This window comes from bacterium, assembly GCA_019695335.1.
Lineage (GTDB): Bacteria > CLD3 > CLD3 > SB21 > SB21 > JABWBZ01.
Map to the genome: position 1 here is coordinate 1 of JAIBAF010000006.1, position 20942 is coordinate 20942.

The following is a 20942-nucleotide window of genomic DNA, read 5'->3' on the forward strand; positions in this document are numbered from 1 at the left end:
AAATTGCGATGAAAAATAATCTGCCGATCATTTATCTGGTCGATTCGGCTGGCGTTTTTCTTCCTTTACAGGATCAGGTTCTTCCCGATGAAAATCACTTCGGCAGGATTTTTTATAATAATGCGCGCATGAGTGCGATGGGTATCACACAGGTCGCTGCAGTGATGGGACCGTGTGTAGCCGGCGGCGCTTATCTGCCGGTCATGTGCGATAAATTTATCATGGTTGAAGGCTCAAGTTTATTTCTTGCAGGACCGGCTTTAGTGAAAGCGGCCATCGGTCAAGTGATCGATGCGGAAACACTCGGCGGTGCGACGACTCATAATGCCATCAGTGGTACGGCTGATTATCACGAGCCGAATGATGATGCCGCTTTACAAAGAATTCGTGACATTCTAGGTAAAATTCAGCATCGTCCTTTTGCTCCTTTTAATATCATTGAATCGGCTGAGCCTTTCCATGCCATCGAAGAATTGATGGGCCTTTTGCCTGAAGGTTTAGGCCAATACGACACGCGGGAAATTATTGCGCGTATTATTGACCGCTCGGAATTTGACGAATACAAAGCGACCTACGGAAAGACAATCGTTGCGGGTACCGCGCGAATAGGAGGTTATGCTATTGGTATCGTTGCCAATCAAAAAATCGTTCAGCGGACGGCTAAGGGTGAGATGCAAATGGGGGGAGTCATGTATAATGAAGCTGCAGATAAGGCTGCACGGTTTGTGATGAATTGTAACCAGGACGGTATCCCGCTTTTATTTTTGCACGACGTTAACGGATTTATGGTGGGAAGAGATGCCGAGCATGCCGGCATTGCCAAAGACGGTGCGAAACTGGTAAATGCGGTGGCCAATTCCATTGTGCCTAAGATTTCAATAGTCATCGGCGGTAGTTATGGCGCGGGTAATTATGCGATGTGCGGTAAAGCGTACGATCCGCGGTTTATTTTTGCCTGGCCTACGGCCAATATTTCCGTCATGGGCGGCAATCAAGCGGCTTCAACGATCACTGAAATCAGGCTTGCGGGGAAACAGGTGAGTGATGAAGAAAAGAAAAAATTGTACGAAGAGATACGGTCTAATTATGAAAAGCAGGGAAATCCGCGATACGCCGCGGCACGGCTGTGGGTCGATGCGATCATTCATCCGGTCGAAACAAGGAAAGTAATTATTCGATGCCTTGATGCGGCTAAAAATAATCCGAATATTCCGCCTCCGACGTTTGGAGTGCTGCAGGTGTAGCAACTAAATTGAAATCAACATTTCGTAGTTTATTCCATTACTGAATTACTGCAAATTTAACGGTTGTGTTGCCGATGCCCGGTGCTTCTATGAGGGTAATATACATACCGCTTCCAACCGGCTTACCTCAGTCATTCGAGGTCCCACATTCAAGTAAATTTCAGAGAAAATTTGAGTTGATGATTTACGAGTAGCGAATTGCTCAATCAATTTTTTTAAAAATAACAATGGGCCTGTTGCTGGCTTACCTACTCGGATCGTGTTAACAAGAGGACGATTATGCAAAAATATTTTGAGAACCCATCGCATTCCAGCATTATCAATTCGACCCATTGGCCATCGATTAATTTGTCCCGGTGATAATTGGCATTGCTATTGCCAACATTAAGAACAATGGCTTCGTCGGTTCCATTGTCGATTGTTAAAACGACCATTTCAGGCCTAAGGTATTCAATTTTGTTTGTGTAGATGTGCAACCATCGCCATTAGAATAATCCAGATGACCTCCTTCCCAATAAGTGAAAGTCTTATAAAAGTTAGTGAACTTGCAATACAAAACAAATAAATTTTGCGAATTATTTTGGGGATAGTGGAATATCAAGTTCTAGGGCTAATCCGATCGAAAAAAAACGCGGAAAATAAACTTGTTCGTCGATTGAAAAGCCGGTTAATCGCTCATTTTCAATATGACGTTTCCATCCGTATTGACGGATATTTTTATGATTCAGGGCATTGATGATGTTTGCGTATGTAATAAAGCTCATTTGGTCAACATACCATTTTTTTTCGAGCTTAATATCGAGGCTGTAAAATATCGGGAGCCGTTTGCTGTTTTTGGTGTCGGTTAAGTAGAATATTTTACTGTTTTCAACAGCACTATCGCCGATAATGCGTACAAGGCTGGGTGTATAAGGGTCACCTGTATGGTATCGTAACAAAGTGCTCAGCGTAAATTGACGGCTAAAATTGATAACGTTGTTCAGTGTCAGGACATGGGTACGGTCGATATCACGGGCCGTTGTCTGATTCAAATAATTGGTAATGCGGCTAAAAGCTAAAGAATAACTCAAGCTGAAGAGATTGGACCGTCCGTACCGGATGCGAACAAAAAAATCTGTTCCAGCAGAGTAGCCTTTTTTTGTATAATAAGGCTTATCAATGATACCAATCCCTTCGATACGGTTGAAAAAATCGAAGCGATAGTCATCTGAAAGGTGTTGATAATCTTTATAATAAAGATCCAGCGTCATGTCAGTTTTTTCATTGTAAGCATAAGCCAAACTTCCTACATAATGAACGCTTTTTTCGGGCTTACCATCGAGTTTAGATTGATTCTGGTAAGTCCGCATTTTGTAGAAACTATCGGGTTGATAATACCACCCGTAGGCCAGCTTTGCATTTAAGTTATCCGCAAAAGCGTAACTGAAAGCTATTCTTGGAGCTAATTGGACATAGTCGCTATAACTTTGTTGGGAGACTCGCCACCCGCCCAATATATTTAATTTATCGGTGATTGTCCAAGTATCTTGAAGATACGCAGCGAGGGTATGACCGTCAAAATCCGTATCAACAAATATTACGTCCGTTGACACTGCAATGTCTGAAGTTTCTGTGGGATTTATGCGAAATTCTTGGTAATAATAATTAGTAAAAAATTTATTAACTTCAAACCCTGCTTCGATGGCATGACGGTCCCGCAACTTCCAGTAATGATCCTGTTTAAGAGTAATGATTTGAGTAGAACGCTTATCAATATTATTGTTCGAGAAGCTGCCGTCGAATGAAAAATCAGATTTTTTTGATAATTGCTGAAAACCCAGTGTTGTTACGAAAAACCTATTTTCACTGGATACATTCTGCCAGTTAATCCATCCGTATAGATTCTTTTTGTAACTATCAAAAAACTCACGACTGATAAATGAACTGTCTTGATCATAGGCGATTCGATCGCTCAGAAATATGGTATTGAATGATAAAGTATTTCTTTTATCAACTTTGTAATCGAGCTTATTCCAGATGTCATATACAGTTGACGGAAAATTGGTTTCAGTTGCTTTTTCGATGAAGTACGTATAAGTTCGACGACCACTAAAAAAATTATTGACCCGATTGCTAATTTGTTGGTTCAGTCCCACCGAGGCATTCATGAAATCAATAGAGCCTTTGAGATAATCGTTATCGACGCGGTCGATCGTTTTTGCTTTAAGAATACCTGACATTTTATCGCTGTATTTGGCTGAAAACCCTCCTGTGATAAGTTTCATATCTTTGACGAGGTCGGAACTAATAATACTGAAGGGGCCATCGATTTCTTCAAGATGAAAAGGTTCATAGATTTCGAAATTATCGATCAAAATTGATGTTTCATCGGGGTTGCCACCTTTGATGTAAGGTTTGGAACTCCACTCGCTATTTGATACTCCAGGCAGCACCTGAAGACTTCGATAGACGTCTTTTGAAAAAAGTGTAGCCGTTGTCGTGATTTCTTCCGACGTCACGCTCGATGCTGTTCCACCATCAGATGACAATTCAATAACTCCGGGCGTAATTTCGATTGGCTCAAAAAGCAGGGACTGCTCTTCGAGACTGACATTGTAAGTAACATTACGTCCGATATATATTTTACGTGAAAATTCTTTATATCCGATCAAAGTAAATACTAACGTATAGGTCCCGGTTTTAATATGTTCAATTTTGTAATAGCCGGTTGTATCGGAGATGTCGCCTTTTTGAATTTCGGGAATTTGAACACTGACGTAGGATAATCCATTACCCGTAAATTTATCCTTCACTATTCCTTCAATCGAATATATCTTTTCTTGAGCTGTTAACGATAATTGAGTCGCGAGGAGTGTTAACAAAATCAACCGGACATATCGCATAGTAGTTCCCTTATTCCAAATTACCTTCGGCGTCTAATTTCATCATATAAATGTCGGAATTGCCGCGCGCTTGAGTGTATCCAGTAACAATGATGCTTCCGTCGTCTAGAGCCAAGCAACCGGTAGCCACATCATCTCCCTGTTTACCATATAGTTTTTCCCATAACAAGTTGCCATCAATTCCAATTTTCGCTACATACAGTTGCGCATTCAGGCCATGAACCAACATTGATCCCACAATGATAAAACCGTCAGTGACTTCTGCGATGCCGAAGCCCTGATCAATATAACTTGAGCCTAGAAGATTTGACCACACCATATTGCCACTGGAGTTTATTTTAAAAACCCAAATGCCCGTGTCTCCGCCAGGATCCGGTATGTATGAACGAGATGTAACAACAAAGCCTCCATCTTGCGACTGAATCACAGAATAAGGTTCATCTTGATTTCTATTATCATATGTCATCTCCCATATCGGATCGCCGGAAGCATTTAATTTAATCAATAGGACGTTCCAGTTATTATTGGTATCGACTCGATACCCAGCCACTAAAAAGCCTCCATCGGGTGTGACTAAAATTTTCCGCACTTTTTCTCGCAATGCACTGCTTAGCGGTTTGGTCCACACCGTATTACCCGTTTGATCGAGGTGCGTAATAAAAATATCCGTATTATACGAAGGTGGAACTGATACGGTATAAGCGATGACAAATCCGTTGGCAACGCGAACTATAGATCGACCTTCATCTTTTCCGTTATCGCCGAAATTTTTGGACCACAGTAACTGACCATTTTTATCTAACCGAACCACCAAGGCATCACTATTGTCGCCTTTTAAAAAAACAGTTCCAACGGCGGCCATGCCGTTATCATCAGTAGCTACCAGTTCTTCACATCGATCCAAAAATGAACTGCCAATAGTTTTTGACCAGATTAAATTAAATTCTTGATCAATTTTCAGGAGATAAAAATCATAATTGTGTCTGATGCTGTTGGTATATCCTGCTAAGAAAAATTGTCCATCTTTGGATTGGACAATAGCTTGAGCAAAATCTTCACCGTCAAATCCCAATGTCTTATCAAAATATTTTTTCCCCGGTGGGCCGGTAAAAGCATCGCAAGCCGATATCAAGAAAACGATCCCTAAGAAGGGCCATACTTTTTCAAAAAACAGCATAATTTTGTCTTTCCAGGACGGGTAGTGTCAATGAGAAAAGGAAACAATAGGCAAAACGATAATAGAAATTTTTTTTAAAAGTGTCAATGACATAACTTATGTTACAATAGCATTGATTTAAACCATTGCTTTCCATGTAACGTTTTGCGACTTTGTTAAAGGTTCAAAATGGTTTTAGGAGTCGCATGCCATCTACTACAAATTCATTGGTCAAACAATGGCAATTCGTCAATCGTTTGCCATTAGGTAAACATATTTTTAGCAGGATGATCGGCTTATATATTCCATACACAGGGAGTATTTCTGCAAAAGTTATTGAGCTAAAGCCCGGTTATGCGCGAGTACAATTACGGGATCGCCGAAAAGTTCGCAATCATCTGAATTCAATTCATGCAATTGCCCTGGCAAATTTGGCAGAATTTACAGGGAATTTGGCTGTTGTGGCCGGGATGCCGAGGGATGCTCGCTTTATTGTCAAAAACTTTTCTATCGAATATCTGAAGAAAGCCCGGGGTACTTTGATTGGTGAATGTTCTTCTGCAGTGATCGAATCCAATGCAAAACAGGATATTGAAGTAAAGGTTGCCATCAAAAATAAAGACGGAGAAATTGTGGCAGCGGCCGTAATGCAAACATTGATAGGACCAAAAAAATGATCACACGTTTTACGCGCCACGCAGGCGTTGATTATCCCATTATTTGTGGCGCCATGTTTCCATGCAGTAATCCCGAATTGGTAGCTGCTGTGTCTGAAGCCGGTGGTCTGGGAATCATTCAGCCGCTCTCCATGGTGTATGTTCACGGGCATGAGTACCGTGAAGGTCTTCGTTTCATTAAGCGGCTGACAAAAAAACCGATTGGGCTGAATGCCACAGTGGAGAAATCATCGAAAGTATATGAAGACAGACTTAAGCGGTGGATTGATATTGGAATTGAAGAAGGGATTCGTTTTTTTGATACGTCACTGGGTAATCCGAAATGGATTGTCGAAAAAGCTCATGCCGTCGGAGGAATCGTCTATCATAAAGTGACTGAACGCAAGTGGGCGCTTAAAGCGGTGGAGGCCGGGGTTGATGGATTGATCGCGGTCAACGATCGCGCGGGCGGACATGCCGGGACATTGTCCATGCAACAACTGCTCGACAGCATTCGCGATCTGGGTTTACCGGTGATATGCGGTGGCGGAATCGGGGATGAGAATGATTTTGTTGCTGCACTTAAAATGGGATATGATGGCGTAATGATGGCGACACGATTCATAGCGACGGAAGAATGTACGGCTCATGGTGATTACAAACGTGCTTTGGTTCAGGCAGGGGAAAACGATATTGTGTTGACTGAACGCGTGACGGGTGTTCCGTTGTCGGTTATTCGGACAGAGTACGTCGAAAAAATAGGATTGAAAGCAGGGCCGATCGCCCGCCGAATGCTAAAGCACCGTCAATTGAAAAAATTGATGCGCATGGTGTATGCGTTACGATCGATGCGGCAATTGAAACATTCCTCAATCAACGGTAATCGTTCTACCAAAGATTATTATCAGGCCGGTAAAAGCGTTCACGGCATCCATGCGATCGAACCCGTTACAGCTATCGTCCGACGATTTGTTCAGAAAGCCGAAATGCCGGTGAGCAGTTAAAGAGCAAGGCGCATTGCGATGGTTGTGCGCCGGTAAGGCGACGGTGATGTAAAAGGTGTTTCAACAAAACCCAATTTTTTATACAAGGCGCAGGCGGCGATCAATTTACGGTTGGTTTCCAGAACGATTGCTCGCGCTTTTTGTTTTTTAGCCCATTCAATAGCCGTCACCGCCAGTTTTTTTCCAATCTGTAATCCTTGTACTTTCTCCGTCACAGCCATTTTGGCCAATTCGTATTCACGCGGTTGATGGAGGATCATTGCACAAGTGCCGACAGCTTTTCCATCGTGTAATGCAATGAATATTTGCCCTCCTGATTTTAAAATCGATTCCGGACGCGATAGAATCTTCTTGTCTAAATCCTCAATTTTAAAATATTTTTTTAACCATTCATAGTTAAGTGATTTGAATACGGATTTATATTGGACTGAATACAGGACTATTTTCACTGCATCCATTTTTCGCTCTTTGATTTTTTCTTCTACACGCTGAAATAAGCTTTTTCGCTGAAGAACCGTTTCGATATTGTCGAACATATTAAGTATATCAATCCGGGTTTCCTGTATGGCCTCCCTCGCTGCCTTTTCAATGTCCTCCCAGGTTTTTTGCAAATCGGAGCTCATATCATGTCCTTTTTCCGTCAAAGCAAGTAATCGCCGGCGTTTATCCTTCTTATCCTGAATGCTTTTGATCAAACCTGCTTTTTCCATCTCTTTGGACAATTGAATGATGGCTGGATGAGAAAAACCGAGCGTGTCAGCTAATTCTGTGATCGATTGCGGGGATTGTTGAATCAATGCGTAAAATATCAAGAACCAACGGGATTCAAAATCGAAATGTTGTTCTTTATAAATAAGATTTACATCCTGCATCAGTCGGTCGCTGATACGTTTGAAGCGGCTTCCAAGAGCCAATTCTCCCAAAGATTTTGTTAGGTCCATTTTTTTATATTGTCAATTACGTAATTACTTACATAAAATATATAATTGATCGTAAATGTGCAACGATTAGTTTTGGACAAACAGTCCGGCGGGAAGATAAGCGATGGTCAGACCGAATACGAATCGGTGAGATTCATCGTAGGATGTATACAAGCCCGGCATAAACTTTTTAGGACGAATAACGGCTGGATAGATGTTTAATTGTGCGGTATAATATTTCGGACCCTGAAGAAGCAGTGAGGTCATCAGGGAGTGGTTTTTATCGTAAAAAAAGCCAATCGCACCATCCAGGTTCGGCGTGATATAACGAGATTGTTCCGTGCCACGCACGTTCAATTTATTCACTACCACTCCGCCTCCTACAGAAAAATAATGCAAACGATCGGGAGTATAGGTCAAACCTGCCATCGCGTGAATGCCCCAATAGATGAACGCGCCGTAGTGGCTTTCGGAAGAAAAAGGTTTTTTGATGGCAAATTGTTGTCCGGCGTTTTCCATAAAATGATTGGACGGATTGTACACCGGTTGCAACGACCAGTCGTATAAGGGCAATGTGTGTGAGAAAAAATATCGCACGCGATGAGAACTAAAGAGCAGGAAGCCTAACGGGTTAAAGATCAACATGTCGGAAATCGGATCCACGTTGGTGCCTTGATAGGCTCCGTTCTCATTAACTTCATTCATGAATTGATATGTAGTGGTCGTAAGGAAGGACCAGACATAAGGGAGTGGAATCTGATGATAATCAAACCACTCGGCCAGTTTTACGTACTGCATACCATTACCGATAGTGTGGTTCATAAGATTCGGTGCAAATTGCATGGATTTAGGCTTAAGTGTAAAATTAAAAAATTCTCTCTCCCAAAAATTACCCCAACCGTAACGATTGATATTTTTGATAGGATGAGAAATATTTTTCCAGACGCCTTTCATACCATCACGGTAGGAAATGCTTGTAATATCCTTGCTATGCGCTCCATTACGCAGGATATCATAAGAACCGTTGAGAATTAGCGATCCGGGGTTGAAATATAAATCGGAGCCGAATTGGTTAGCGGGGTTGTAGAAATAATATTGTTTATCCTGCCCTGATGAAGGGCAGGATAGCATCGCTGACATAAAAAAAAGAAAAGCCCCAAATTTTAAAAAACGCATCGCTATTTTTTAGTCGCCTTAATAATTTTTTGTTCAGCGAGCGGTCGATCCATTTTATCCGTCGCCGTTTGTTCAATTTTTTGAACAATATCATAACCGGAAATGACTTCGCCGAAAATGGTATGTTTGTCATTAAGCCATGCGGTCGGAACGGTGGTTATAAAAAACTGGCTGCCGTTTGTTCTCGGGCCGGCATTGGCCATTGCGAGCAATCCTTTGCGGTCGAATCTTTCCTTGGGACTGAATTCATCTTCAAACGGTTTGCCCCAAACCGATTGCCCACCACGACCGGTGCCGGTAGGGTCGCCGCCTTGGATCATAAAATTTTTGATCACACGATGAAAAATAATGCCGTCGTAATATCCTTTTTCAACCAGCTTTTCAAAATTTTCGCTCGCTTTTGGAGCCGCGTCAGGTTTAAGCTGTACTTCAATGGTACCTTGCGTGGTTTCCAAAATGATAATCGATGCGCTCATAGAATCTCCTTCTTAATGGATGAATGATTAAAAATTATTTTACAGATTGAAGAATGGGTTTCAAATACTTCCAGACAGTCTCGGCAACGATTTTGTGGCCTTCAGGTTTGGGATGGATTCCGTCGGATAAATTCAAATCGGGTTTGTCGGCAACACCTTCCAACAAAAAAGGAATCCTTTCAATGCCATTCGTTTTTGCAAGATCGGGGAAAATTTTTCGAAAAGTTGTCGTATAGGTTTCACCCATGTTAGGCGGAACTTCCATACCAGCAATGAGAATTTTTGTTCCGGGATATTTTTCTTTAGTTTTAGTAATAATCGCCTGTAAATTTTCTTTAGTGAGATTGAGAGGAATACCGCGCAAGCCGTCGTTGGCTCCCAATTCTAAGACCAACACATCAATTTTTTGTTTCAGAAGCCAATCCATTCTGCGTAGTCCGCCGGACGTTGTTTCGCCACTGATACCGGCATTAATAATTTTAAAATTTAATCCGGCTTGATCGATTTTATTCTGAATCAACGAGGGGTATGCTTCGGAAGGTTCAACACCAAAACCGGCCGTAAGACTATTGCCGAGGAATACAATGTTTTTTTGATCTTGCGAAAATACCGTGGAATAAAAAAAGAAAAACATGGTGATGTATCGAAACAAAATCAGACCTTCCAGTATTTTGTCATCGGAAGTTGTAGTAAGAACAAATTACTTCGAAAATGCGTATTGTGATTCTAATAACGGATCGTTATGTTATTTCCGTTTTTAATCGGGCGAATCCAACATACTAAAATTCATTAACTATGTCCACAGTTTTAAGCGTCACTCATCTTACTCAATCTTATCGAAGCGGTCATCGCGAACTCACTGTTGTCAAAGATATTAGCTTTTCGGTGGAAGCAGGTGCGTCGTGTGCGATCGTAGGCCCTTCGGGAAGCGGCAAAACCACGTTGCTAGGTTTATGCGCCGGTTTAGATCGTCCGACGGCCGGTTCCGTCGCACTTAACGGGGTTGTTCTCGACGGGCTTGACGAAGACCAGCGTGCCATAATTCGCAATCAATCCGTCGGATTCGTATTTCAGAATTTTCAGTTGATTCCAACGTTGACGGCGCTAGAAAATGTCATGGTGCCGATGGAATTGCGCGGCGAAAATCATGCCGAGGTACGTGCCAGAGAATGGCTTGAACGCGTGGGACTGGGCGACCGACTGGACCATTATCCGGTTCAACTTTCCGGCGGCGAGCAGCAACGTGTAGCGCTGGCACGCGCCTTTGTTACCAAACCCACTATTTTGTTTGCCGACGAGCCGACCGGTAATTTGGATGATGAAACAAGTCACAAAATTGAAGAACTGCTTTTTGAACTTAATCACGAAGCCGGTACGGCGCTAGTCTTAGTTACACACAATTTAGAACTTGCACAACGGACGCAACGAATTATCCAATTAAAAGGGGGGCATGTTGTTAACGATAGTCCCTTTAAAAAATGATTGGTAATAATAAGAAATTAACAAACCAAAATTATTCGATATTCTTAATTGCTCATTATTCATTATGAAGTGGCTTCTAAAAATGGCTATTCGTGATAGCCGGCAACATCGCGGTAAATTATTATTGTTTACACTGTCGATTATCATGGGCGTCGGAGCTATGGTGGCCATCGGATCGATGAATGATAATTTTAAACGCGATGTGGACGATCAAGCCAAGTCGTTGCTCGGAGCCGATTTGGTGTTATCCAGCCGTCAGCCTTTTAAACCTGAGACGGAAACATTGATCGATTCGATCGGCGGCGAGCAATCGCGCGAGATCAGTTTCGCGTCGATGATTGTTTTCGTTAAAAACGGCGGAACGCGGCTGATTCAAGTGAAAACCATCGAAGGTAATTTTCCATATTATGGCGCATTAGAGACGGAGCCGATAGAATCGGAAAAAAAATTCCGTGTTTCACAACAAGCGCTTGTCGATGACGGGCTGATGATTCAATACGGCGCCGTTTTGGGTGATTCAATTAAGTTAGGTGCGATGACGTTTCAAATTGCCGGGAGAATCAAAAAGATTCCGGGCGAATCGGCGGCCACATCCCTCGTCAGCCCGCCGGTGTACATTCCGATGAAATATTTGAATGAAACCAACCTCCTACAACGCGGCAGCAGGGTTCTTTATAAAATATATTTCAAAATAAATGATTCTGAAAAAATTGTCGAATCGATTAAACCGCATATTCAGAAATATCAATTATCGTACGAAACGGTCGAGAGCCGGAAAGCCGCCTTAGGAAGATCGTTTGATAATCTATATCGGTTTTTGAACCTGGTGGCGTTCATTGCCTTGTTATTGGGCTGTGTGGGAGTGGCCAGTTCCATTCATGTGTTTATCAAACAAAAATGGTCAACCATTGCAGTGTTGCGATCGATGGGAGCGAAATCGTCGCAGGCGTTTTTAATTTATTTGATACAAATCGCAGCGATGGGTTTCTGGGGTTCTCTCACAGGCGTCTTGCTGGGTATCGGCATTCAAACGATTTTGCCTAATGTGTTTAAAGATTTTTTACCGGTAGAAGTCAATTGGAGTTTATCATGGGTGGCTATTGGTGAGGGATTTGCCATTGGATTTTTGATGGCCATGCTGTTTGCCCTGTTGCCTTTGTTGAGCGTACGAAAAATTTCGCCGCTCGTCACCTTACGTTCGTCTTACGAAGAAAAAAAATCCGGATTCAGAGAGCCGTTGCTCTGGATCGTCATGACGGTTATCACAGCCGCCGTATGCGGATTTGCCGGAGCGATTACCGGTGATTGGGTACAAGGCGTATTCTTCACCATTGCGATTGCCTTGGCATTCGGGCTGATAATTCTTGCGGCGCGACTATTGATGCGAGTTGTTAAACAATTTCTGCCGCGGGCCTGGGGGTACGAATGGCGGCAGGGTTTGGCGAATTTATATCGCCCGAACAATCAGACGATCATTCTGATGCTGTCCATCGGACTCGGTACATTTTTAATTTCAAGCTTATATCTCACGCAGCAAATGCTGGTGGACCAATTATCCATCGCAGGGAGCGGCACGCAACCGAATGTCGTGCTGTTTGATATTCAAACCGATCAGGCCGAAGGTGTTGCTGAAACCGTACAATCGCTGGGTCTTCCGATCATGCAGCGCGTGCCGATTGTCACCATGGGACTTGCCGGCGTAAAAAACAAAACAATTGAAGAAATCCGAGCCGACACAACATCGCGCGTGCCCCGCTGGGTCAGAGAATTCAGATGCACTTACCGCGATACGCTGACAAATACGGAAACGATCATTCATGGGCAATTACAAAAAGCGGTACGTCTACCGTCGGATACCATTTTCATTTCCATCGAAGAAAGTATGGCTGAAAATCTTGATGTTGCTATCGGTGATACGGTCGTTTTCAACGTGCAAGGTTTGACCGTGAACACGTTGGTCGGAAATATCCGAAAAGTTGATTGGCGCCGCGTGCAGCCGAATTTTTTTGTAGTCTTTCCAACCGGCGTTCTCGAAGGCGCGCCGCAATTTTCTGTACTCGTAACGCGCGTAACATCGAATGAGGAATCCGCTCAGTTACAGCAAATCGTTGTTCAAAAATTTCCTAATATTTCCATCGTTGATCTTACGTTGATTTTAAAAACCGTTGACTCACTTCTTAGTAAAATTTCCTTTGTCATTCGTTTTATGGCGTTTTTCAGTATGCTGACGGGATTTATTGTTTTAATCAGCGCTTTGATCACAAGTCGTTATCAAAGGTTGAATGAAAGCGTACTGTTGCGGACTTTAGGCGCTGTGAGACGGCAAGTGTTACGAATCATGGGAATTGAATACTTATTTTTAGGAGGGTTGGCTGCGCTGACAGGATCCATTTTGGCGCTTGGCGGTGCGTGGGCGCTGGCTTATTTTGTATTTGAAACGCCATACGATCCGGCGTGGTTGCCGGTTGTGAGTGTTTGGCTTGTAGTGACGGCGATGACAATCATGATCGGTATATTCGTCAGCCGCGATGTACTTGAAAAGCCGCCGTTGGAAGTGCTTCGTTCTGAAGTGTGATAAAGGTTATTTAACCGTCAGGTCTGCAAAAAATTTTATTTACATCTCTGATCGATGCTGCATGCATAACACTTATCGCTGTTCATAACTAATTGAGAGGAATTATTATGAAGTTTAAAAATTTTATTACCGTTTTGTTATGCATTTTCTTTATAGCCACAGGCTGTGATTCCGATAAAAAACAACCGGTTGAATTTTCTACACAAACTGAAGCTGAGCAATCGTATGAACAGCTTCAATCCAGCCAGACCGATCCTCTGGAGATTGTTAATAAAGTTTTAGAGGCTGCATCGTTCAGCGAATCGTTTGACGGGAGCGCGGATGGCCTGAGTAAACATCGGCTCGGTAAACGCCGCACAATGATGAAGGCAAATTCCGTCAGCTTTACATACAACAGCAATACGGGATATTGGACGCTGGATGCCGATACAACTGAGAATGGCGTAAATTTTTCATTATTTTATAAAGTTCGCTACACACCAAGAGGATTATTCGGTCTTGCGACGGAACTGACTGATCGAATGGAATATGAAACTCATGTTAATGTGAATGGCGTTGTCGTCGATTCCAGTGAAGGCGCGTTGGGCGATTCCGTCGACGTCACGCTCGATTATTCGGAAAATTACGATATTCAGAGCGACGAACCTTTTGTGACGAATACGAATTTTATTACAATCACGGGATCGACGAGTGCGTCGAGTGAATTCTCCGTAGCGCAATTGACGGCCACAGCAAGTTATAATTATGACGTCCATGCGTTGAAGATTTTCGGGCCATTTAATGACGCAGAGGATGAACCGGAATATCCGGAAAGCGGATCGATCCATTTTACAGTCGATTATTCGGTTACCGCACCGGAATTGTCAGGCTCCTATTTCATCGAAGGAACCATAACCTTCGATGGCGATAATACGGCAACACTGGAGTACGGCGGATTCACTTTTATTCTCAATCTGGATGATGGAACGGTAACGCCGGTGTAGTTTTTAGTAGAAAATTCAATTAATGAAATAGCGTGGCGAAAAAAATTGCCGCGCTATTTTTTTAGGCGCCCAATCTGCATGTTGTATAAAATAATGATATGAAGTATCTTCCACGATGAATATTGCTTCTTACCTCACACAACGCGGCTCGATATATTTCTGGAAATACAAAACCGACGGATGGCTTGGCAGTGAATGGCATTTTACGGCCAATGCCGTAGGTTGGAATTTTTTTGTCGAGTTATTGAATCAAATCGAAAGATCAGATTCTGACTGTACTTTTTTGATTAGCACAAAAGCCGTGACTCAAAAAATTCTGCGTGTACCGGATTTTAATTCGCCTTATGAGAATCGGGATGGATTAAGACTGACTTATTCGCCATTCGAATCGAACTATTATGAATGGAGTTTAAGCGATAATGAACATATTGTTGACATTTCATTCGGCAAAGCCATTCTTCATGAATGGCGGCGTGTTATGACGGAGTCTGAAGAAAGGGAAACGAGCATCGGGCTCGAGGACGATCACACGATTTTTGTGTGGAGGATCGCTTAATTAACGGTAAATTCGTTCCAATATACGAGGAAACGTATTTACGATTGAATGCGTGATTATGTGACGACCGAATTGTAGGAATTCTTTATACAAAAAATTTAGGGTTTTGGAAATGATAGGTGTAGGCCCATGGCTAACCATAAGCCGTTATTATCGAAACTTCTACGCCCTGATATTGGAAATGAAAAACCGACTTGTGAGGATAATTTAAAATACTCAAATCCGAAACGCAGCGTGGCCGCAGGCTCGGCGAAAACAGCATAATGACGTCCCTCCGTCGATAATTTTTCAGCGCCATCGTTTAAAATTTCGGTCTTGGTATAGTTTGAAAACTTAATTCCGGTTATTCGAAAAGAGAGAATCCGTTCAAATCGACGGTTTATCCATCCTTCGTTGCCTTGAACAAAAAACTTATAATAATTTCCCTCTACTAAAATGCTTGCGTCAGGGAAAAGTTTTGGTTTGGGTTCCAGATGATCAATCGAACCAAGACCGATACCTGCCAAAAAATTAATGCGTGTTTTTTGTGCTTCAGGCAATGAGAATCCAAATCCAAGTTCAACATCTTTTTTTTTCTAAATCTCGGCATTCATCGCATTGATTATAATCAATCCACTCTCCGTTGAGAATTGCAAAAAAGTTATTGGTTAAGTATTTACCGTTTTGCAATGTAATGTTGTTGAGGCCGGATTCGTTATAATTATAATGGATATTAAAATCCCATGGAATATTTTTTTCAGGGAATGAAATATTGAGAATGTTAGGTTCATAGGCAGAGATTTGAGATAAAACTATTTTATCTGAAAATAAAGCCAATAAAAAAAGCACGATGATTTTTTTCATTGTAAACCCTTTATGGTTACTGCTTACAAAATATAATAAAACATAATAAGATATAATACTGATATGTCTCAGTATACAGTAAATATGTGATAAGGCAACTAGCAAAATTGGTAGTTTTTCATGTAAAATATTGCGAATATGTATAAAATGACAACCAAAATTGGTTGTTTTTCAGTTTGAGACACTACCGCAAAAAATTGACAAAAACCTTTTAAAAAACGTATTATTGTCATGTGCTCCGCTTAATTAGAACTTTTTAGTAATTTTCAATTTCCAATTTTCAATTTATTCCATTATCTTTAGCTGCTTTCAAAAAATGCCACTAATCCGGCATTCCTTTCTTTCCCGCATTTCATTAAATTGCATTAAATAAGGCATACTATGGTAACGAAATCTTTTCATCCTCCGATGCGAACATTGATGGGTCCCGGGCCATCGGATGTCTATCCGCGCGTGTTGGAAGCATTATCACGTCCGACCATCGGCCATCTCGATCCTAAATTTGTCGAAATGATGGACGAAGTCAAAGCGCTTCTGCAATATGCTTTTCAAACTAAGAACGAATTGACTATGGTCGTTTCCGCTCCCGGCTCGGCCGGTATGGAGACGTGTTTTGCCAATTTAGTTGAACCCGGTGACAAAGTAATCATCTGTCAAAACGGTGTTTTCGGCGGCCGTATGAAAGACATGGCCGAACGTTGCGGCGGTCAGGCTGTTCTGGTTGAGGATGCCTGGGGAACAGCGGTAAGTCCCCAAAAATTGGAGGACGCGCTGAAAAATAACCGTGACGCCAAGTTGGTTGCTTTCGTGCAGGCGGAAACGTCGACGGGCGCTTTATCCGATGCGAAAACGCTGGTTGATATCGCGCATAAATATGATTGCATCGCTATTGTCGATGCGGTGACGTCGCTGGGCGGCGTTCCGGTGAAAGTGGACGAATGGCAAATTGACGCGATTTATTCCGGAACGCAGAAATGTTTGTCATGTATTCCGGGGTTGTCGCCGCTGAGTTTCGGTCCGCGCGCCGTGGAGAAGATCAAAAACAGGAAAACGAAAATTCAAAGCTGGTTTATGGATTTGAATTTAGTCATGTCCTACTGGAGCGGAGGGACGAAACGTGCGTATCATCATACGGCGCCGATCAATCCTTTGTATGGACTCCACGAAGCGCTGGTCATTTTGCAGGAAGAAGGATTGGAAAATTCTTGGGCGCGGCACAGGAAACATCATTTAGCGCTCAAAGCCGGTTTTGAAGCCATGGGATTACAATTCATTGTTCCCGAAAATCAGCGGTTGCCGCAACTCAATGCGGTGACCATTCCACAAGGTATGGATGATGCGACTGTGCGAACGGCATTACTTAATTCGTATGGCCTTGAAATCGGCGGTGGACTGGGGTCGCTCGCCGGAAAAATCTGGCGCATCGGTTTGATGGGCTATGGGTGCAATATGAAAAACGTCGTGACTTGTTTGACAGCCATGGAAACGGTTTTGAGTGGACTCAGAGCAAAGATTAATAAAGGCGTTGGATTACATGAGGCATATTCAATATTTCATCAATGACAAATTATCAATTAACAACGATCAATAGACAATTAATCAATACGGAGAAGAAAATGTCACGAAAATTTATACTATTAGTTATGGCGTGTGGTTTGTTTGTAACCTCCTGCAGTAAGGAAAATACTATGACCATGAATCAGGTTGCCGAAAAGTATGTTAAATTGACCTTAAAAATCGGATTGTATGATGCCGATTACATTGATGCGTATTACGGACCGGCGGAATGGCGTCCTGCACCGGATACCGTCAAGTCTGACGATACAACTCAAATTCGTGCGCTTGAAAAAGAAGCCGATGAATTGCTCAATCAACTTCAGGCTATTCCGCGGACGAATATTTCTGAAATGGAAGAATTGCGTTATAAGTTTCTTTATAAGCAATTGGTTGCTGCACGTACTAAAACACAGATGTTACTTGGACGTAAATTGACCTTCGATGAGGAAGCCGCAGAATTGTACGATGCACAGCCTCCGAAATACGATCAACCGCATTTTGAAGAGATCCTGAAAAAATTGGATGCTGCGCTTCCCGGCAAAGGCAATATCATTGACCGCGCCAATAACTTTCGCAATCAATTCGTCATTCCTAAAGCGAAACTCGACACGGTTTTCAAAGCTGCCATTGCCGAGGGGCGTCGTCGTACACTGCAACATATTAAAATGCCGACGAATGAAAATTTTGTCGTCGAGTACGTGACGGATGTTGCGTGGAGCGGATATAATTGGTTCAAAGGCAACAGCTTCAGTGTAATTCAGGTGAATACCGATTACCCGATTTTTATCGATCGTGCTGTTGATCTCGCCAGTCATGAAGGTTATCCGGGACATCATGTATTTAATACACTGGTTGAAAACAGGATGATGAAAGAAAAAGGTTGGATGGAATATTCCGTGATGCCGCTGTTTACCCCGCAGGCATTGCTCATGGAAGGCAGCGCAAATTACGGCATTGACGTTGCCTTTCCGGCCGCTGACCGCATGCGGTTTGAAAAAGAAGTCCTTTTTCCGCTTGCAGGCCTTGATTCGAGTTTAGCCGATAAATATTATGAGATCGAACACCTTAAAAAAGAATTGGCGTACTCCGGGAACGAAGCGGCCCGTGCTTATCTGAATGGTACGATGAGTAAAGAAGACGCGATTGAATGGCTTATTCAATACGGATTATATCCGCGTGAACGTGCCGAACAACGTATCCGATTTATGGACAAATACCGTGCGTACGTGATTAATTATAATCTCGGTCAGGATATGGTCGCTCAGTATATCGAACGCAATGGCGGCACGCCCGATAATCCCGATAAGCGTTGGCAGTTGTTCGAACAATTGCTGTCTACACCACGTACGCCGTCCGGATTAAAATAAATCACGCTGACAATCCCGTTAAACAAGGGAAGGCGTTTATGAACACAGTAAGATGGTTGCTGTTGCTGACGTTCGTGCATATTTCATGCGCGAAGCGAATTTATGACGTTGCTTATCCGACGCTTGGTGATGGAAAGTATGACAGCGAATTTCCATACAAAGATTGTTCGAAGCAGTTGGCTGAAATAAGCGAAACTGTGAAAATGATCTATTCCACTGCGTTTTACAAAACGTATCTTTTTCCCGAAGAAGCACAAGTAAGACCGGTGGACTTTAAGGACGAAGCCATTCTGAAAAAATCGAACAAAACTTTGTATTCGCATAACTCAGTTTCAGGAACGGCTACGATTCTGTATTATCAGGATAAAAAAATAGCACTGCTGACGTGCGCACATATCGTTGATTTTCCGGACACAACGTATAGTTATTATTCACGGGGTCAGGAAGGTGATGTCATTAAAAGTGTATCCATTCGGGAAAGACAGACCAACTTTGTCCGTGATTTACCGGAGGGCGGCGAAGTTGAGATTCTGGCAAGCAATGTCGCACTCGATATTGCCATCATTGGACAAACTTTAAAGTCACTGCCTGAGCAGCCTTTGTCGATTTTTAAATATCCGATTGGTAAGTCCAAGGAGCTTGAATGGGGAACGTATTTGTATATCATCGGTTATCCGATGGGGTATAAGATGATCACCAATGGTATCGTTAGCAGTCCTAATCGCGATAAAAAAGGATCGTTTCTGACGGACGCACCGTTCAATCGCGGTTTCAGCGGCGGTATCGTGCTGGCTATCCGCGACGGCGTGCCTAACTTTGAATTAGTCGGGATGGCCAAGTCGGTGGCGGCTAACTATGAATTTATTTTGACGCCTTCGAAAGAATTCGATCAGTCGCTCTACAATCCGGGCATGCCGTATGAAGGTGAAGTTTTTGTCGAACAAAAAACGGATATCCGGTACGGTATCACCAATTCAATTTCCACCGAGACGATAGGCCAGTTTATCCGCGACCATAAAACGGATATTGAGGCAAAAGGATTCTATTTGCAAACCTTATTTCCATGAGCTTGGAAATATTTTGAAAGTGCATCAAAAATTTTTATATTGCCCGCCAAAAAATGGCGGGAGTCAATGAATACTTTTTCAACGACATTACATCCTTTACCTCCGTACGATTTTAATATTTCCATTCACTCACATCGGAATAAACGTTATCATTACGATCAATACGATCGTAGCGGTTCCGTATATAAATGTGCGATTGATATACGCGGCAATGCTGCCTTGATTACTTTATCCGATAAAGGAACGCCTAAAGAGCCTCGGTTAAAACTGTCCATTTCCGGCGGTCACATCACCAAAAACGATTTGAAATGGGTCAAAACTATTGTTGGCAGACAATTTCTTCTCGACCTGGACTTGAAAAAATTTTATTCAGGGATTAAGCATGATTCGGTTATGCGTGCCGTCACCAAACAATTCTACGGGCTTAAACCGAATTCGTCCGGAGATCTGTTTGAATGTGTTACACGGTGTATCATGAGCCAGCAAATCAGCGTGCACGTCGCCGATAAAGTTGAAATGGAATTTGTCAGGAAGTTCGGTGCATCGATTGATTCCAATAACGATACATTTTATGTTTTTCCGACGGCACACCGGGTAGCGGAATTGACCAAATCCGATTTACGCCGTGTAAAATTTTCAGAGCGTAAAGCCGAATACTTGATCGATTTGGCTAAAGCCATTGTACGCGGCGATATTGATTTGAATGCGATGGAAACATTGCCGAATGATGAATTTCGGGCTGAAATTACTAAAATCCGAGGGATCGGGCACTGGACGGCAGAATGCTGCTTAATGCATCTTGGGCGTTGGGAAATATTCCCGCGCGGCGATTTAGGATTGCATCAAGCCGTGCGACTTTTTTATGGTTTTAAAAAGAAAATTGGTGAAAAAGAAGTCGTCAAAATTGCCCGTCAATGGGCCGGCTGGGAGTCGTTGGCAACTTATTATTTATGGCACGCGTTGACGCATGCAAGAGCGAACGGCCAACAGAGTTAGAA

19 protein-coding genes are annotated in these 20942 nt (G+C 42.7%); 11 read left to right on the top strand and 8 right to left on the bottom strand.

Annotated features, from left to right (window positions below; all coding sequences use genetic code 11):
- On the top strand, positions 1-1244 hold a 1244-nt coding region (locus K1X84_02410), incomplete at its 5' end, for an acyl-CoA carboxylase subunit beta (protein ID MBX7150465.1).
- A gap of 575 nt (positions 1245-1819) precedes the next feature.
- Here K1X84_02410 and K1X84_02415 read toward each other — a convergent pair.
- Entirely contained in the window at positions 1820-4126 is a 2307-nt protein-coding gene (locus K1X84_02415; GenBank protein ID MBX7150466.1) for a TonB-dependent receptor, read from the bottom strand.
- Positions 4127-4136: 10 nt separating this feature from the next.
- Entirely contained in the window at positions 4137-5303 is a 1167-nt protein-coding gene (locus K1X84_02420) for a hypothetical protein (GenBank protein MBX7150467.1), read from the bottom strand.
- A gap of 185 nt (positions 5304-5488) precedes the next feature.
- Between K1X84_02420 and K1X84_02425 the strand changes: the two genes are divergently transcribed.
- Positions 5489-5959 (top strand): DUF4442 domain-containing protein, encoded by a 471-nt coding sequence (locus K1X84_02425; GenBank protein MBX7150468.1) that lies wholly within the window; start codon positions 5489-5491, stop codon positions 5957-5959.
- Positions 5956-6942, top strand: a complete 987-nt coding sequence (locus K1X84_02430; GenBank protein ID MBX7150469.1) for a nitronate monooxygenase — start codon at positions 5956-5958, stop codon at positions 6940-6942. The genes K1X84_02425 and K1X84_02430 overlap by 4 nt, the downstream gene beginning before the upstream one ends.
- Here the strand turns inward: K1X84_02430 and K1X84_02435 are convergent.
- From K1X84_02435 to K1X84_02450, 4 genes are all read right to left on the bottom strand, one after another.
- Positions 6939-7883, bottom strand: coding sequence for a bifunctional helix-turn-helix transcriptional regulator/GNAT family N-acetyltransferase (locus K1X84_02435; GenBank protein ID MBX7150470.1), 945 nt, complete (start codon positions 7881-7883; stop codon positions 6939-6941). The two genes, K1X84_02430 and K1X84_02435, sit on opposite strands and share 4 nt — an antisense overlap.
- Before the next feature lie 66 nt (positions 7884-7949).
- Positions 7950-9038 (bottom strand): hypothetical protein, encoded by a 1089-nt coding sequence (locus K1X84_02440; protein ID MBX7150471.1) that lies wholly within the window; start codon positions 9036-9038, stop codon positions 7950-7952.
- Between the two features lie 2 nt (positions 9039-9040).
- A complete protein-coding gene (locus K1X84_02445) occupies positions 9041-9514 on the bottom strand; it encodes a peptidylprolyl isomerase (GenBank protein MBX7150472.1) in 474 nt (157 codons plus the stop codon).
- 34 nt (positions 9515-9548) lie between these two features.
- A complete protein-coding gene (locus tag K1X84_02450) occupies positions 9549-10148 on the bottom strand; it encodes an arylesterase (GenBank protein ID MBX7150473.1) in 600 nt (199 codons plus the stop codon).
- A gap of 161 nt (positions 10149-10309) precedes the next feature.
- On the opposite strand from K1X84_02450, the gene K1X84_02455 reads away from it, so the two are divergent.
- The 4 genes from K1X84_02455 (at position 10310) to K1X84_02470 (ending at position 15110) form a co-directional block, all read left to right on the top strand.
- Positions 10310-10996 carry an ABC transporter ATP-binding protein gene (locus tag K1X84_02455; protein ID MBX7150474.1) on the top strand — a complete coding sequence of 229 codons (687 nt, stop codon included), beginning with the start codon at positions 10310-10312 and terminating at the stop codon, positions 10994-10996.
- A gap of 82 nt (positions 10997-11078) precedes the next feature.
- Entirely contained in the window at positions 11079-13571 is a 2493-nt protein-coding gene (locus K1X84_02460; GenBank protein ID MBX7150475.1) for an ABC transporter permease, read from the top strand.
- A 107-nt stretch (positions 13572-13678) separates the two neighbouring features.
- Positions 13679-14554, top strand: coding sequence for a hypothetical protein (locus K1X84_02465; GenBank protein MBX7150476.1), 876 nt, complete (start codon positions 13679-13681; stop codon positions 14552-14554).
- 115 nt (positions 14555-14669) lie between these two features.
- Positions 14670-15110, top strand: coding sequence for a hypothetical protein (locus tag K1X84_02470; protein ID MBX7150477.1), 441 nt, complete (start codon positions 14670-14672; stop codon positions 15108-15110).
- A gap of 98 nt (positions 15111-15208) precedes the next feature.
- Here the strand turns inward: K1X84_02470 and K1X84_02475 are convergent, their stop codons facing one another.
- Positions 15209-15649 carry a hypothetical protein gene (locus tag K1X84_02475; protein MBX7150478.1) on the bottom strand — a complete coding sequence of 147 codons (441 nt, stop codon included), beginning with the start codon at positions 15647-15649 and terminating at the stop codon, positions 15209-15211.
- Positions 15650-15668: 19 nt separating this feature from the next.
- Complete coding sequence (locus K1X84_02480; protein ID MBX7150479.1) at positions 15669-15953, bottom strand: hypothetical protein; 285 nt, start codon at positions 15951-15953, stop codon at positions 15669-15671.
- A gap of 381 nt (positions 15954-16334) precedes the next feature.
- Between K1X84_02480 and K1X84_02485 the strand changes: the two genes are divergently transcribed.
- The 4 genes from K1X84_02485 to K1X84_02500 all read left to right on the top strand — a co-directional run bounded on the left by K1X84_02485 (position 16335) and on the right by K1X84_02500 (position 20940).
- Positions 16335-17516, top strand: a complete 1182-nt coding sequence (locus K1X84_02485; protein MBX7150480.1) for an alanine--glyoxylate aminotransferase family protein — start codon at positions 16335-16337, stop codon at positions 17514-17516.
- A gap of 131 nt (positions 17517-17647) precedes the next feature.
- Entirely contained in the window at positions 17648-18877 is a 1230-nt protein-coding gene (locus K1X84_02490; GenBank protein ID MBX7150481.1) for a hypothetical protein, read from the top strand.
- A gap of 38 nt (positions 18878-18915) precedes the next feature.
- The gene (locus K1X84_02495; protein ID MBX7150482.1) at positions 18916-19944 is read left to right on the top strand and encodes a serine protease; all 1029 of its coding nucleotides are present in this window, start codon (positions 18916-18918) and stop codon (positions 19942-19944) included.
- Between the two features lie 66 nt (positions 19945-20010).
- The gene (locus tag K1X84_02500) at positions 20011-20940 is read left to right on the top strand and encodes a DNA-3-methyladenine glycosylase (GenBank protein MBX7150483.1); all 930 of its coding nucleotides are present in this window, start codon (positions 20011-20013) and stop codon (positions 20938-20940) included.
- Positions 20941-20942: the final 2 nt, after the last annotated feature.

What these genes read in the sequence shown, in the direction of transcription:
- K1X84_02450 (MBX7150473.1), bottom strand. Translation starts at nt 10,148, where the DNA reads ATGTTTTTCTTTTTTTATTCCACGGTATTTTCGCAAGATCAAAAAAAC.
- K1X84_02445 (MBX7150472.1), bottom strand. Translation starts at nt 9,514, where the DNA reads ATGAGCGCATCGATTATCATTTTGGAAACCACGCAAGGTACCATTGAA.
- K1X84_02425 (MBX7150468.1), top strand. Translation starts at nt 5,489, where the DNA reads ATGCCATCTACTACAAATTCATTGGTCAAACAATGGCAATTCGTCAAT.
- K1X84_02460 (MBX7150475.1), top strand. Translation starts at nt 11,079, where the DNA reads ATGGCTATTCGTGATAGCCGGCAACATCGCGGTAAATTATTATTGTTT.
- K1X84_02490 (MBX7150481.1), top strand. Translation starts at nt 17,648, where the DNA reads ATGAATCAGGTTGCCGAAAAGTATGTTAAATTGACCTTAAAAATCGGA.
- K1X84_02430 (MBX7150469.1), top strand. Translation starts at nt 5,956, where the DNA reads ATGATCACACGTTTTACGCGCCACGCAGGCGTTGATTATCCCATTATT.
- K1X84_02440 (MBX7150471.1), bottom strand. Translation starts at nt 9,038, where the DNA reads ATGCGTTTTTTAAAATTTGGGGCTTTTCTTTTTTTTATGTCAGCGATG.
- K1X84_02500 (MBX7150483.1), top strand. Translation starts at nt 20,011, where the DNA reads ATGAATACTTTTTCAACGACATTACATCCTTTACCTCCGTACGATTTT.
- K1X84_02415 (MBX7150466.1), bottom strand. Translation starts at nt 4,126, where the DNA reads ATGCGATATGTCCGGTTGATTTTGTTAACACTCCTCGCGACTCAATTA.
- K1X84_02465 (MBX7150476.1), top strand. Translation starts at nt 13,679, where the DNA reads ATGAAGTTTAAAAATTTTATTACCGTTTTGTTATGCATTTTCTTTATA.
- K1X84_02480 (MBX7150479.1), bottom strand. Translation starts at nt 15,953, where the DNA reads ATGAAAAAAATCATCGTGCTTTTTTTATTGGCTTTATTTTCAGATAAA.
- K1X84_02495 (MBX7150482.1), top strand. Translation starts at nt 18,916, where the DNA reads ATGAACACAGTAAGATGGTTGCTGTTGCTGACGTTCGTGCATATTTCA.
- K1X84_02470 (MBX7150477.1), top strand. Translation starts at nt 14,670, where the DNA reads ATGAATATTGCTTCTTACCTCACACAACGCGGCTCGATATATTTCTGG.
- K1X84_02485 (MBX7150480.1), top strand. Translation starts at nt 16,335, where the DNA reads ATGGTAACGAAATCTTTTCATCCTCCGATGCGAACATTGATGGGTCCC.
- K1X84_02455 (MBX7150474.1), top strand. Translation starts at nt 10,310, where the DNA reads ATGTCCACAGTTTTAAGCGTCACTCATCTTACTCAATCTTATCGAAGC.
- K1X84_02435 (MBX7150470.1), bottom strand. Translation starts at nt 7,883, where the DNA reads ATGGACCTAACAAAATCTTTGGGAGAATTGGCTCTTGGAAGCCGCTTC.
- K1X84_02420 (MBX7150467.1), bottom strand. Translation starts at nt 5,303, where the DNA reads ATGCTGTTTTTTGAAAAAGTATGGCCCTTCTTAGGGATCGTTTTCTTG.